Here is a 13,027-nt window from a genome sequence, read left to right as displayed (position 1 = left end):
CCCGGTAGTTGATGTTTCTACTAGAGTGCGGCGCAGAACGCAAACCCGTCCCGGAGCCGCCGGTCTTTTCGGGGCCCACGAGAACCAGAGAGCAGGTCCCCGCGATGGACACCCCCCCCGTCCGCTGGCTGACCGAAGAGCAACAGCGCCACTGGCGGTCGTTCCTCGACGGCAGCGCACGGCTCACCGAGGTGCTCGGGCGGCAGCTCGAGCAGGACGCCGACCTCTCGCTGAGCGAGTACGAGGTCCTCGTGCGACTGTCTGAGGCGCCCGAACGCACGCTGCGCATGTCGTTGCTGGCGGACTCCCTCGCGCACTCCCGCAGCCGGATCACGCACACGATCCGCCGGATGGAGACCCGCGGCTTCGTCGAGCGACGTGCCTGTGCGGTCGACGGACGCGGGGTGAACTGTTCGATGACCGCCCTCGGGTTCGCGCGGCTCGAGGCGGCCGCCCCCGGGCACGTCGAGGCGGTGCGCACCCACCTGGTGGACGCGCTCAGCGAGGAGCAGCTCCGGGCGCTCGGGGAGGCGCTCGCGGCGGTGCACCGACGGCTCGGCGAAGCCTGACGGTTCGATGTCACACGTCCAACCGGCCGGAGCATCCAGCGCAGTTTGCGACACTGTGCGCATGGTCGCGACCACCCTGCATCTTCTTCGCCACGGCGAGGTCCACAACCCCACCGGCGTGCTCTACGGCCGACTGCCCGGATTCGGGCTCTCGGAGCGTGGCCGCCAGATGGCCGACCGGATCGCGAGCCACGTCGTCGACCGCGACATCACGGTCGTGGTCGCCTCGCCCCTGCAGCGTGCGCAGGAGACCGCGGCGCCGATCGCGACGGCGCTCGGGCTCGAGATCACGTCCGACGCGCGCCTGCTCGAGGCCGAGAACCGGTTCGAGGGCCTGACCTTCGGGGTCGGCGACGGCTCGCTCAAGCACCCGCGGCTGTGGCCCCTGCTGCGCAACCCGTTCCGGCCCTCGTGGGGCGAGCCCTACCGGGAGCAGGCCGACCGGGTGATCGCCGCCGTCGACGCCGCGCGCCTGATGGCCAGCGGCCACGAGGCCCTGCTCGTGAGCCACCAGCTCCCGATCTGGGTCACCCGGCTGGCGCTCTCGGACCGCCGGCTGTGGCACGACCCGCGCCACCGGGAGTGCTCGCTGGCCTCGCTGACCTCGCTCGTGTTCTCGGACGATCGCCTGGTCCGGATCGACTACAGCGAACCCGCGTTCGACCTGCTGCCGGGAGCCTCCGCAGTGGCCGGAGCGTGACCGCGGTGCCCCAGCGCGTGCATGCGGTGCCCCGGCGCGTCTTGGCCGTCGCGGCGATGACGGTCGCCCTCCTGGCGGGCTGCACCGGCGGCCCGACGCCCTCCGACAGCCCGACCGGCGTCGTCGACCAGGGGTACCAGTCGGGTGACGGCAGCACCAAGGCCTGGGCGCCCGCGGACCGCGGCGAGCCCGTCGCGCTGAGCGGGACCGACTTCGCCGGCGGCGCGGTCGATGTCGCCGACTGGCGCGGCGACGTCGTCGTGCTCAACACCTGGTACGCCGCGTGCCCGCCCTGCCGCAAGGAGGCGCCCGACCTGGTGGCGCTCGCGGCCGAGTACGCCGCCGACGGCGTGCAGCTGCTCGGGATCAACGGCACCGACGCCGCCGGCGCGGCGCAGGCCTTCGAGCGCACCTTTGCCGTGACCTACCCGTCGATCGCGGACTCGGACGGTTCCGCGATCGCGGCCCTGCAGGGTGCCGTCCCGGTGCAGGCCGTGCCCACGACCGTGGTCCTCGACCGCGAGGGCCGGGTGGCCGCCCGCATCCTCGGCCTCGCGGACGCCTCCACGCTGAGCGCGCTGGTCGACGACGTGCTCGCCGAGCCCGCCGCCGCGGGCACCGCATGATCGGCCTCGCGGCGGATGCCTGGGGCGACCTCGGGAACGCGTTCGGGACGGCCGCGTTCTCCGGCTCGATGCTGCTGGCCATCCCCGTGGCGCTGATCGCCGGGCTGGTGTCGTTCGCCTCACCGTGCGTGCTTCCGCTGGTGCCCGGATACCTCGGCTACCTCGGGGGGATGACCGGCGCCGCGATCGGGCCGTCGGGGACCACCACCGGGCGGCGGGATCCGGCGGGAGCGGGCCGCGGCCGACTCCTGCTCGGGGTCGGGCTGTTCATCGCCGGGTTCACCCTCGTCTTCGTCGCGCTCGGCACGCTCGCCGGGTCGATCGGCGCAGAGCTCGGGCGCCTGCAGGACCCGATCAGCCGGATCCTCGGCGTCGTCGTGATCCTCATGGGCGTCGCGTTCCTCGGCTTCATCCCGTTCCTGCAGCAGGATCGGCGCGTGCGGGTGAGCCCGACGGCCGGGCTGTGGGGCGCGCCGGTGCTCGGCATCGTGTTCGGCCTCGGCTGGGCACCGTGCATCGGCCCGACGCTCGCGGCGGTGATCGCGCTCTCGCTCGACGGCGGCTCGGCCGGGCGGGGCGCCTCGCTGTCGATCGCATACTGCATCGGGCTGGGTCTGCCGTTCCTGCTCATCGCGCTCGGCTACCAGCGCAGCGCCCGGGCGCTCGGCTTCGTGCGCCGGCACCGGCTCGCGGTCATGCGACTCGGGGGCGCGATGCTCATCGTCATCGGTCTCGCGCTCGTGACGGGCCTGTGGGGCACATGGACGCAGTCGCTGCAGGGGCTCGTCAACAGCTTCGAACCGGTGGTCTGATGAGCAGCTACCGCCCCGAGGGCATCGACGACTCGTTCGCGAACGACGGCGCCGAGCCGACCCTGCCGCATCTCGGGGCCCGCGGGACGGTCCGCTGGGTGTGGCGCCAGCTCACGTCCATGCGCGTCGCGCTCATGCTGCTGATGCTGCTCGCGGTGGCGGCGGTGCCCGGATCGGTGTTCCCGCAGCGGCCGGTGGACCCGGCCAAGGTGGCCGAGTACCTCGTGGACCACCCCGGATCGGGGGCCTGGCTCGACCGCGTCGGCGCGTTCGACGTGTACGCCTCCGCGTGGTTCTCCGCGATCTACCTGATGCTGTTCCTGTCGCTGATCGGCTGCATCCTGCCGCGCACGCGGGCCCACCTGGCCGCGGTGCGCTCGCGCCCGCCGCGGGTGCCGCGTCGCTTCGACCGGTTCGGGACCTCCGCAGGCTTCACCACCACCACCACGACGGCGCACGCGGTCGCCGAGGCCGCCGCGGTGGCGCTGCGCGGCCGGTCGCGCTGGCTGCCCCGGTTCCGGGTCGACGTGCGCGAGGAGCCGACGACGGCCGGTCCGAGCACGTGGGCGGTCTCGGCCGAGCGCGGGTACGTGCGTGAGACCGGCAACCTGGTCTTCCACCTCGCCCTGCTCGGCCTGATCGTCGCGGTCGGCACGGGCCAGTTCCTGCACTACCGCGGCCAGGCGATCGTGGTCCAGGGTCGCGGCTTCGCCAACGCCGTCGTCGACTACGACACGTTCGAGAGCGGTACAGGCTTCGATCCGTCGAGCCTGGTGCCGTTCTCGCTCACCCTCGACGAGTTCACCGCCAGGTTCGACCCCGAGACGCTCGCCGCCCGCTACTTCCGCGCCGACGTGACCGTCCGCTCGCCCGACGGCAGCGAGCGGGCCGAGTCCATCCGCGTGAACCACCCGCTCGACGCCGGCGGAGCGAAGATCTACCTGCAGGGCAACGGGTACGCGCCCGACGTGACCGTGCGGGACGCGGCGGGCGAGGTCGCCTTCGCCGGCCCCGTGCCGTTCGTGGCGTCCGACGACGTCTACACCTCGCGTGGCGTCATCAAGGTGCCGGACGTCTCGGCGGGTGACCAGATCGGCATGGTCGGGTTCCTGCTGCCGACGGCGCTGGAGACGGCGCCGGGGCTCTGGCGCTCGGTCAACCCCCAGCCGAACGCCCCCCTGCTGGTGCTGTCGGTGTGGACCGGCGATCTCGGGCTCGACGACGGGATCCCGCAGAACGTCTACCGGCTCGACGAGACGGGCCTGACGCAGACCGTCGATGCGGCCGGGGCACCCGTGACGCTGTACGTGCGCCCGGGGGAGACGGTCGACCTCCCGGACGGGCTCGGGAGCATCACCTTCGACGACCTGCCCCGGTTCGTGGCGCTCGACCTGCGGCACGACCCGTCGCTCGGGTTCGTCCTGGCGTTCGCGCTCGCGGCCCTCGCGGGCCTCGCGACGTCGCTGTTCACGCCGCGGCGCCGGGTCTGGGTGCGTGCCGTGCCGGCGACGGGGGCCCGCACGGTGGTCACCACGGCCGCGCTCGCCCGCGGGGACGACCTCGGCCTGCAGGGTGAGCTGGACCGGCTCCTGGCGGCGCTGGACGCTGCGGGCGTGGTCGCCGCGGATGCGGGGCCCGACGACGTCGCGGATGATGAGTCGCCGACGACGCCGACGGATGATGTTCTCGAGGACGACCGCCACGAGGGCGACCGCCACGAGGGCGACCAGCAGGACGATGGCGACCAGCAGGACGACGCAGTGACCGCAGGCGACGCAGTGACCGCACCGGAGGCGAATCGATGAACGTGGCAGAGCTGGGCGACCTGAGCACGACGCTCGTGTGGGGCGCCGCGACGGCGTACACCGTCGCGCTGATCGCCTACACCCTGGACCTGGCCCGGCTGACCGAGCGGGCGGGCAGCGCGGCACGCGCCGCGCGGCAGGCGGTCGCCGTCGGCGGTGCCGTCACCGCCGCCGGAGGTGCCGTCGCGGGCGGTCGGGGGAGCGCCCGCGCGGGTGCCACGGCCACCCTGGCCCCCGTGCGCCCCGCCGCCGACCGCAGCTCCAAGGCGCGCGGGATCGCTCGTTCGACGACGATTCTCGGACTCCTGCTCCAGGTCGCGGCGGTGGTCCTGCGCGGGATCGCCGCGGGCCGCACACCGTGGGCCAACATGTACGAGTTCGCCCTGGTCGGCACGATGGTCGCGGTGGCGGTCCTGCTGCTGGTCCTGCGCAAGCGCGACCTGCCGTTCCTCGGGGTCGCGGTCACCGGGCTCACCGTCCTCGCGCTCGCGGTCGCCCTGCTGGTCTTCTACGTCCAGGCCGACGGCGTGCAGCCGGCGCTCGACAGCTACTGGCTCGTCATCCACGTCGGCGTCGCGATCACCGCGGCGGGGGTGTTCACCGTCGCTTTCGCCGCGAGCGTCCTGCAGCTGCTGCGAAGCTCGCGCGAACGCGGATCCGCGGCCCTGTCCCGGCCGGTCTGGCGATGGCTCGACACCGTTCCGGGGCCCGGCGAGCTCGAGGCGCTCTCGTTCCGCCTCAACGCGGTGGGCTTCGTGCTGTGGACGTTCACCGTCATCGCCGGCGCGATCTGGGCCGAGCACGCCTGGGGCCGGTACTGGGGCTGGGATCCCAAGGAGGTCTGGAGCTTCGTGATCTGGGTCGTCTACGCGGCGTACCTGCACGCGCGCACCACCCGCGGCTGGGCCGGTCGGCGTGCGGCCTGGTTCGTCCTGGTGGGCTACTCGTGCGTGATTGCCAACTTCACGCTCGTGAACCTCTTCTTCGCCGGCAAGCACACGTACTCGGGCCTGTAGCCCCCCGCCGAGCCCCCGCTGCGTTGGAGCCCCCCGCTTCAGCGGGATCAGGGCAGCGGGATCAGGCGGTCGTGTCTCGCGGGTCCGGGTGGTCCGAGCCGTCGTCGTCCTTCTGGTCCTTCATGGCGTCGCGGTCAGCCTGGCGCTGCTGCTGCTCGAGCAGCCAGAGGAACTCGGGGTCGTCGTCGGGCGCGACCGGACCGGACGGACGCTTCGGACGCCAGCCGCCGCTCCGCGGGGGCCCCGCGGGACCGGACGGCCCGACCGGACCGGACCGGACCCGCAGCACGAGGGTGATCACCGCGTACACGACCAGTCCGAGCAGGAGCAGGAAAAGAAGATTGCGCATACCTCCAGAGTAAGTGGCTCTCGCCGGTGCGCAGCGGCCTACCCTGGGCGATGTGCCGATCGTGACCTACTCCGTCCTGCGTCTTGGGCTCTTCGGCGCGTGCCTGGGGGTCCTGTACTGGGCGGGCCTCGGTGGCTGGCTGCTCGTCGTCGTCGCCGCGTTCGCCGCATGGGGCGTGTCGTACGTGGTCCTGGCCGGTCCGCGGGACGCCGCCGCAGTCGTCCTGGCCGAGCGGGCCGCCCGCCGCGCGGCCTCCGGCCCCCAGCTCCCGCGGTCGGCGCAGGCGGATGCCGCCCACGAAGACGCCGTCGTCGACGCTGCCGAGAACCACGCCACTGAGAACAACGCTGCCAAGAACGACGCTGCCAAGAACGACGCTGCCAAGAACGACGCTGCCGAGAACGACTCTGCCGGTGGGCGCTAGAGCGAGAGCCCCAGACCGAGCAGCAGCCCGTATCCGAGCTCGACCAGGCCGGTGCCGGCGAGCACCGGGACCAGGGCGATCCCGCGTGCGCCGAGCAGCACCGTGACGCTCAGCACGGTGACGGGCAGCGCGAGCAGGAGCACGAGCAGGGACCAGGGTGCCGCGAACGCGCACGCCACCCCCAGCAGGATCGGGAGCGCGACCATCGCGACGTAGACCCGCCGCGCGCGCCGGTCCCCGATCCGCACGGCGAGCGTGAGCTTGCCGACCAGCGCGTCCGTCGGGATGTCGCGCAGGTTGTTGACCATGAGCAGCGCGCACGCCAGCAACCCGACGCCGACGGCGCCCGCCACCGCGGGCCAGGTGAACCGACCGATCTGGATGAACGTCGAGCCGAGCACCGCGACCAGGCCGAAGAACACGAACACGCCGACCTCGCCGAGACCGCGGTAGCCGTACGGGTGGGATCCGCCGGTGTAGAACCAGGCGGCCGCGATCGCGACCACGCCCACGGCGAGCAGCCAGACGTACCCGGTCAGCACCACGAGCGCCAGGCCGAACACCGCCCCCAGCGCGAACGACGCGAACGCCGCGTACTTCACGTGCGTCGGGGCGGCCAGGCCGGCCGCCGTGAGCCGGAGCGGCCCGACGCGATCGAGGTCCGTGCCGCGCACGCCGTCGGAGTAGTCGTTCGCGTAGTTCACGCCGACCTGCAGCGCCAGAGCGACGCCGAGCGCGAGCAGCGCCAGCAGGGTCTGGCGGCCGGGCTCGTCCCAGCCCGCTGCCTGGATCGCCGCGCCCGTGCCGACCAGGACGGGTGCCGCGGCGGCCGGCAGGGTTCGAAGGCGCGCGCCAGCGGTCCACTCGGCGAGGGTGGCCATCAGGTGCTCCTGTTCAGGTGAGCCGCGCGGCCGCGAGGACGGCCACGGCGCGGCGATCAGTCTTGCCCGGCCCTCGGGTGGGCAGCCGATCGAGGACGACCAGGTGCCGCGGTGCGGCCGGAGACCCCAGGTTACGCGCGACGTGCGCACGCAGGGAATCGAGGGTCGGGGCCATCGCGCCGCTGGTCAGCACGATCACCGCGGCCACGGCCTGACCCCATTCGACGTCGGGCACGCCGACGACGCACACCTCGCCGATCCCGGGCAGCTCGGCCACCAGCCGCTCGACGGCGGTCGGGGGGACCTTCACGCCGCCGGTCACGATCATGTCGTCGAGCCGGCCCAGGACGGTGAGCCGACCCCCCGCGACCTGGCCGAGGTCGCTCGTGCGCAGCCAGCGGACGCCGCCGTCGACGACGAACGCCGCGGTGTCGAGGTCGGGGCGGCCGAGGTAGCCCGTGGCGAGCACCGGTCCGGCGAGCTGGATGCGGCCGTCGTCGTCCAGGCGGACCTGCACCCCGTCGAGGGGTTCGCCGTCGTACACGCACCCGCCGCAGGTCTCGGACATGCCGTACGTCGTGGTGACCCGCACGCCCGCGGCGCGCGCCCGGGCGAGCAGGTCCGCGCTCGTGGCCGCCCCGCCGAGCAGCACCGCGTCGAACGTGGTCAGCGCGGCCAGGCCGGCGCCGCCGTCAGCGAGGAGGCGGTGCAGCTGGGTGGGTACGAGCGAGACGTACCGGCGCGGCCCGGTGAGGCGCGCGACGTCGGCGGCGAAGTCCTCGGGGTGAAAGCCGCCCGGCGCCGACACGACCGGGTCCGTCCCGGCGAGGATCGAACGGACCAGGACCTGCAGGCCCGCGACGTGGGTCGCCGGGAGGGTGAGGAGCCACTGGGCCGGGCCGCCGAGGCGGTCGTCGGTCGCCGCCGCGGAGGCACGCAACGCGGTCGACGAGAGCAGCACGGAGCGGGGCGCCCCCGTCGAGCCCGAGGTGTCGACGACCAGGGCGACGTCGTCGGGCACGATCGGGTCCGGGGCCCGATCCGAAGCAGCGGACCGGCCGGGCGGCGTGGGGCTCGCGGTCCCGCCCGAGGAGGCCCGCACGGCCGGGCCGCTTCCGTCGAGCGCGGCGCGCAGTGCTTTCAGCAGCTCGTCGAGGTGGCCGGCGTCGACCGGCAGGGTGCGCAGCTGTCGACTCACCGGTTCAGCGTAGGTGCAGGTCGTAGAATGTCCGGCGAATCGCCGGCCGCGAGCGCCGGTGCGAAAAGGAGTTCTTCCGTGCCCCTCATCACCGCCCGCCCCGATCGTCGTCGTGCCCTGCTGGCGCTCGGCGCCCTGAGTGCACTCTTCGCGACTGCCGGTTGTGGAGGTGGCGGGCAGACTCCCGACGAGCCGGCGCCGAGCACGCAGGCGGCCGACATCGCGGCCGACAAGGCCGCCCCGCCGGCGCCGGTCGTCCCGTCGACCTGGCCGCTCACGGGCGTCGCGGGCGACGTCGTGACGCGCGCGGCGCTCGCGGTGAAGATCGAGAACCCGAAGGAGGTCCGGCCGCAGACGGGACTGGACGAGGCCGACATCGTGTGGGAGCAGGTCGTCGAGGGGGGCGTCACCCGCCTCGTCGCGGTGTTCCACTCCCAGGTTCCCGGCGAGGTCGGCCCGATCCGGTCCGTGCGACCGATGGACCCGGCGATCGTGGCGCCGATGCACGGCATCATCGCGTTCTCGGGTGGTCAGGCGGGCTTCGTCAACGCGCTCAAGGCGAGCGGTGCCCAGGTGCTCAGCAACGACATGGGCAGCGACGGCTTCTACCGGACCAAGATCCGGTCGGCGCCGCACAACGTGTACGGCACGCCCTCGACGTTCTGGTCGCAGGCCGACGCCGACCACCAGGCGAGCCCGCCCGAGCAGTTCGCGTTCGCGCGCAGCGCCGAGCAGGCCACCGCTGCGGTGAGCGGCACCCCGGCGACCTCGGTGTCCGTCACGATGTCCGGCTACTCGCACCCCAGCTTCACCTGGGACGCCGCCAGTGGAACGTGGCAGCGCAGCGAGGCGGGCGAGCCGGCGACGGCCTCGTCCGGGGCCCGGCTCGCCGGCACCAACGTGGTGACCATGAGCGTCGTGCTCGTCGACTCGGGCACGCGTGACCCGGCCGGCAGCGTGGTGCCGGAGACCCAGATGGTCGGCTCCGGCGCGGCCGTCGTGGCCACCGGCGGCAAGACGATCGCCGTCACCTGGACCAAGACCGCGACCGAGACGCCGGTCGTGCTCACCACGGCCGACGGCCAGGTCGTCAAGCTCGCGCCGGGGAAGACCTGGGTCGAGCTCGTCCCGACGTCGGGTTCCGTCACCGTCGGCTGATCGAGCCGCCACAAGGTAGTTCTGGTTCCGCCGTCACACCACGGGATGACCTCACGTCGCTCTTCCGGGGGAGGCGGCGTGCTGGCGGATCGCTCCCCGGGGCGATCCGCTGCGCGGGGCGGACCGACAGGCTTGAGCCATGGCCACCATCACGTCTCCCCGCCCGCCCGAGCCGCACACGCCCGAGCACCACGATCGGTTGCGGGCCGCCGCGCCCGTCCTCGCCGCGACGGCGCTGCTGCTCGCGGTGCTGCTCGGCGGCGCGCTGATCGCCGGCAACCTGTTCGAGCTCGGCGTGCTGTTCATGACGACCCGCTGACCCGCCCACGTCCGTGCGGGCAGGTTGTGCGGGTCCGAGAGGCGGCTGGGCGGTCAGAAGGCGTACGGGAACCCGGACCAGTCCGGGTCACGGTGCTGCAGGAACGCGTCGCGGCCCTCGACCGCCTCGTCCGTCATGTACGCCAGCCGGGTCGCCTCCCCGGCGAAGACCTGCTGACCGGCCAGGCCGTCGTCGGCCAGGTTGAACGAGAACTTCAGCATCCGGATCGCCTGCGGTGACTTGGTCGCGATGATCCGGGCGTAATCGAGCGCGAGGTTCTCGAGCTCGGCGTGGTCGACGACCTCGTTGACGGCGCCCCACCGCTCGGCCTGCTCGGCGGAGTACTCGCGGGCGAGGAAGAAGATCTCGCGCGCACGCTTCTGGCCGACCTGGCGCGCGAGATACGCCGAGCCGTAGCCGGCGTCGAACGAGCCGACGTTGGCGTCGGTCTGCATGAACCGGGCGTGCTCGCGGGACGCTATGGTCAGGTCCGCCACGACGTGCAGCGAGTGCCCACCCCCGGCGGCCCACCCGCCGACGACGGCGATCACGACCTTGGGCATCGTGCGGATCAGGCGCTGCACCTCGAGGATGTGCAGGCGACCGGCCCGGGCGGGGTCGATCGCGTCGGCACCCTCGACGGGCGAGCCGCCGTCGTCCACCCCCGCGGTGTAGCGGTAGCCGTCCCGGCCGCGCACGCGCTGGTCCCCGCCGGAGCAGAACGACCAGCCGCCGTCCTTCGGGCTGGGTCCGTTGCCGGTGAGCAGCACGGTCCCGACGCTCGACGTCATCCGCGCGTGGTCCAGCGCCCGGTAGAGCTCGTCGACGGTGTGCGGGCGGAACGCGTTGCGGACCTCCGGGCGGTCGAACGCGACCCGCACGACCGGCAGGTCGCGCTCGGTCCCGTCGGCCGCGCGCTCGACACCGCGGTGGTAGGTGAGGTCCGTGAGATCGGTGAACCCCTCGATCGCCCGCCAGCGGGTCGGGTCGAACGTCTCGGACACCTGCGGGGGGATCTGGCTCACGCGGCCACCCTAACCACCCCGGCCGCGCACGCGTCCGCCCGGACCATCGGGCTCGTCGGGTCCGGTGGTTAGGGTTGCGGGTGCCTTCTTCCGTGGTCGTGTACTCGATTCCGCTGTGGACCCGGTTCCGGGGGATCACCGTGCGCGACGGCGTCCTGCTGCGCGGCCCGGCCGGCTGGGGCGAGTTCAGCCCGTTCTGGGGGTACGACGCCGCGGAGTCCGCCGCCTGGCTGCGGGCGGCACGCGAGGCCGCCGACCTCGGCTGGCCCGTGGGCGTCCGCACCCAGATCCCGGTCAACGTCACGGTGCCCGCGGTCGACGCCGCCACGGCCCACCGGATCGTCACCGCCTCGGGGGGCTGCCGCACCGCCAAGGTCAAGGTCGCCGAGCCCGGGCAGGACGTCGGCGAGGAGATCGCACGCCTGGAGGCGGTCCGGGACGCCCTCGGTCCGGGCGGCGCGATCCGTATAGACGCGAACGGCGCCTGGGACGTCGACACGGCGCTGGATCGCCTGCGGGTGCTGGACCGCGCGGCGGGGGGTCTCGAGTACGCCGAGCAGCCGGTCGCGACGGTGGCCGAGCTCGCCGCCGTGCGCCGCGCGACGCACGTGCTCATCGCCGCCGACGAGTCGATCCGGCGCGTCGAGGACCCGCTGGCGGTGGTCCGCGCCGAGGCCGCCGACATCGTCGTGCTCAAGGTCCAGCCGCTCGGGGGCGTGCGCGCGTGCCTCGAGCTCGCCGAACGGGTCGGCCTGCCCGTGGTGGTGTCCTCCGCCCTGGAGACGTCGATCGGGCTCGCCGCCGGGATCGCGCTCGCCGCCGCGCTGCCCGACCTGCCCTACGCGTGCGGGCTCGCCACCGCGCAGCTGCTCACCGCAGACGTGGTCGCCGATCCGCTGCTCCCGGTCGGCGGCTCGATCCCCGTGCGCCGACCCGTGCCCGACGACGCCCGCCTCGCAGCCACGGCAGCCCCGGCGGAGGTCCACGGCCGATGGCTGGAGCGGCTCGCGGCGGTCAGTACGGTGGGCGCATGACCGCCCCCGCCGCCCCCGCCGCCTCGTCGCAGCCCGCTCCGGCGATCGCGGCGGCCCGGGTCCTGCTGCAGGCGCTCGCGGCCCTCGGCGTGCGCGACGTCGTCCTCGCCCCCGGGTCGCGGTCCGCGCCCCTGGCATACGCGCTCGCCGAGGCGGCCCTGCCCGACGGTGCGCGGCCCGCCGGTGCGCCCGCGCTCGCGCTGCACGTGCGCATCGACGAGCGCACGGCCGGCTTCCTCGCGCTGGGGCTGGCGCGCGGCTCGGTGTCTGGTGACCCCGGAGGGGTGATGTCTGCTGACCCCACCGGCGTGCCGGTCGCCCGCCCGGTCGCGATCATCACGACGTCCGGCACCGCGACCGCGAACCTGCACCCGGCTGTGCTGGAGGCCGACCACGCGGGCGTCCCCCTGCTCGTGCTCACGGCGGACCGCCCGCACGAGATGCGCGGCACCGGCGCGAACCAGACGACCGACCAGGTCGGGATGTACGGCACCGCGACGCGGTTCGCCGCCGACGTCCCGGCCCCGACCGGTCGCCCCGGCGAGCACGCCGACCTGCGCCAGCTCACGAGCCGCGCGGTCGCGGCCGCGCTCGGCGCCCGCACCGGCGACCCCGGCCCGGTGCACCTCAACCTCTCCTTCCGGGAGCCCCTCGCCCCCGGCGCCGACGACGCGACCTGGCCGACGCCGTCGTCGGCCGGTCTGACCGAGGTCGTGCGGCGCGGCTCGCTCGGCTCGGAGCCCGTCGTCGGACCGGCGGCGGAGGACGTCCGGGAGGCTGCGACGCAGGTACCGACGGTGGTCGTGGCGGGGGACGGCGCCGGCGTCGTGGCGCGCGCGATCGCGGAGGCGAACGGCTGGCCGTTGCTCGCCGAGCCGTCGTCCGGTGCCCGCGGCGGCGAGTGCTCGATCCCGGCGTACCGGTTGCTGCTCGGCCGGCCCGAGCTCGGCGGGGCGATCCGGCGCGTCGTCGTGCTCGGCCGCACGACGCTCTCGCGGCCGGTGCAGGTGCTCCTCGCCCGTCAGGACGTGGAGGTGCTCGTCATCGCGCCGCGGGGCGCGCCGTGGCCCGATGCCGCCCGGCGCGCGGCCGTCGCGCTGGCCGACGTGCC

15 protein-coding genes are annotated in these 13,027 nt (G+C 74.1%); 11 read left to right on the top strand and 4 right to left on the bottom strand.

All coding sequences use genetic code 11. The features are described from left to right. Positions 1-104 precede the first annotated feature (104 nt). From EUA98_RS15520 to ccsB, 6 genes are all read left to right on the top strand, one after another. Positions 105-569, top strand: a complete 465-nt coding sequence (locus EUA98_RS15520) for a MarR family winged helix-turn-helix transcriptional regulator (protein ID WP_130103603.1) — start codon at positions 105-107, stop codon at positions 567-569. 61 nt (positions 570-630) lie between these two features. Next, the gene (locus EUA98_RS15515; protein WP_130103602.1) at positions 631-1,269 is read left to right on the top strand and encodes a histidine phosphatase family protein; all 639 of its coding nucleotides are present in this window, start codon (positions 631-633) and stop codon (positions 1,267-1,269) included. A gap of 56 nt (positions 1,270-1,325) precedes the next feature. Then, the gene (locus tag EUA98_RS15510) at positions 1,326-1,895 is read left to right on the top strand and encodes a TlpA family protein disulfide reductase (RefSeq protein ID WP_130103622.1); all 570 of its coding nucleotides are present in this window, start codon (positions 1,326-1,328) and stop codon (positions 1,893-1,895) included. Next, positions 1,892-2,707 carry a cytochrome c biogenesis CcdA family protein gene (locus EUA98_RS15505; protein ID WP_130103601.1) on the top strand — a complete coding sequence of 272 codons (816 nt, stop codon included), beginning with the start codon at positions 1,892-1,894 and terminating at the stop codon, positions 2,705-2,707. The genes EUA98_RS15510 and EUA98_RS15505 overlap by 4 nt, the downstream gene beginning before the upstream one ends. Continuing rightward, on the top strand, positions 2,707-4,512 hold the full coding sequence (resB, locus tag EUA98_RS15500) for a cytochrome c biogenesis protein ResB (RefSeq protein WP_130103600.1): 1,806 nt from the start codon (positions 2,707-2,709) through the stop codon (positions 4,510-4,512). The genes EUA98_RS15505 and resB overlap by 1 nt, the downstream gene beginning before the upstream one ends. Beyond that, positions 4,509-5,528, top strand: a complete 1,020-nt coding sequence (ccsB, locus tag EUA98_RS15495) for a c-type cytochrome biogenesis protein CcsB (RefSeq protein ID WP_130103599.1) — start codon at positions 4,509-4,511, stop codon at positions 5,526-5,528. Before resB ends, ccsB begins: the two co-directional genes overlap by 4 nt. A gap of 61 nt (positions 5,529-5,589) precedes the next feature. Here ccsB and EUA98_RS15490 read toward each other — a convergent pair whose 3' ends face one another. Continuing rightward, a complete protein-coding gene (locus tag EUA98_RS15490) occupies positions 5,590-5,877 on the bottom strand; it encodes a hypothetical protein (RefSeq protein WP_207219111.1) in 288 nt (95 codons plus the stop codon). Positions 5,878-5,929: 52 nt separating this feature from the next. Here EUA98_RS15490 and EUA98_RS15485 point away from each other — a divergent pair, with 52 nt between their 5' ends. Beyond that, positions 5,930-6,301 carry a DUF4229 domain-containing protein gene (locus EUA98_RS15485; protein ID WP_130103598.1) on the top strand — a complete coding sequence of 124 codons (372 nt, stop codon included), beginning with the start codon at positions 5,930-5,932 and terminating at the stop codon, positions 6,299-6,301. On the opposite strand, the gene EUA98_RS15480 is transcribed toward EUA98_RS15485, so the two are convergent. Together EUA98_RS15480 and menE are read right to left on the bottom strand one after the other, a co-directional pair. After that, a complete protein-coding gene (locus EUA98_RS15480) occupies positions 6,298-7,182 on the bottom strand; it encodes a 1,4-dihydroxy-2-naphthoate polyprenyltransferase (RefSeq protein ID WP_130103597.1) in 885 nt (294 codons plus the stop codon). The genes EUA98_RS15485 and EUA98_RS15480 overlap by 4 nt on opposite strands. 13 nt (positions 7,183-7,195) lie before the next feature. Continuing rightward, entirely contained in the window at positions 7,196-8,380 is a 1,185-nt protein-coding gene (gene menE / locus EUA98_RS15475) for an o-succinylbenzoate--CoA ligase (RefSeq protein ID WP_130103596.1), read from the bottom strand. A gap of 78 nt (positions 8,381-8,458) precedes the next feature. Between menE and EUA98_RS15470 the strand changes: the two genes are divergently transcribed. Both EUA98_RS15470 and EUA98_RS15465 read left to right on the top strand, forming a co-directional pair. Continuing rightward, the gene (locus tag EUA98_RS15470) at positions 8,459-9,538 is read left to right on the top strand and encodes a DUF3048 domain-containing protein (RefSeq protein WP_242511583.1); all 1,080 of its coding nucleotides are present in this window, start codon (positions 8,459-8,461) and stop codon (positions 9,536-9,538) included. Positions 9,539-9,677: 139 nt separating this feature from the next. Continuing rightward, positions 9,678-9,857: a hypothetical protein gene (locus EUA98_RS15465; protein WP_130103594.1), complete on the top strand. Its 180-nt coding sequence runs from the start codon at positions 9,678-9,680 to the stop codon at positions 9,855-9,857. Positions 9,858-9,910: 53 nt separating this feature from the next. On the opposite strand, the gene EUA98_RS15460 is transcribed toward EUA98_RS15465, so the two are convergent. Beyond that, a complete protein-coding gene (locus tag EUA98_RS15460) occupies positions 9,911-10,882 on the bottom strand; it encodes a 1,4-dihydroxy-2-naphthoyl-CoA synthase (protein WP_130103593.1) in 972 nt (323 codons plus the stop codon). An 80-nt stretch (positions 10,883-10,962) separates the two neighbouring features. Here EUA98_RS15460 and EUA98_RS15455 point away from each other — a divergent pair, with 80 nt between their 5' ends. Beyond that, on the top strand, positions 10,963-11,916 hold the full coding sequence (locus tag EUA98_RS15455; protein WP_434063502.1) for an o-succinylbenzoate synthase: 954 nt from the start codon (positions 10,963-10,965) through the stop codon (positions 11,914-11,916). Then, positions 11,913-13,027 (top strand): thiamine pyrophosphate-binding protein (locus EUA98_RS15450; RefSeq protein WP_255424314.1); only part of this gene is annotated, 1,115 nt, incomplete at its 3' end. The genes EUA98_RS15455 and EUA98_RS15450, both read left to right, overlap by 4 nt.

It is taken from the genome of Pengzhenrongella frigida (genome assembly GCF_004168625.1).
GTDB classification, from domain to species: domain Bacteria; phylum Actinomycetota; class Actinomycetes; order Actinomycetales; family Cellulomonadaceae; genus Pengzhenrongella; species Pengzhenrongella frigida.
Note: the sequence above shows the minus strand (reverse complement) of the source record. Positions and strands in the feature narration are given on the sequence as shown.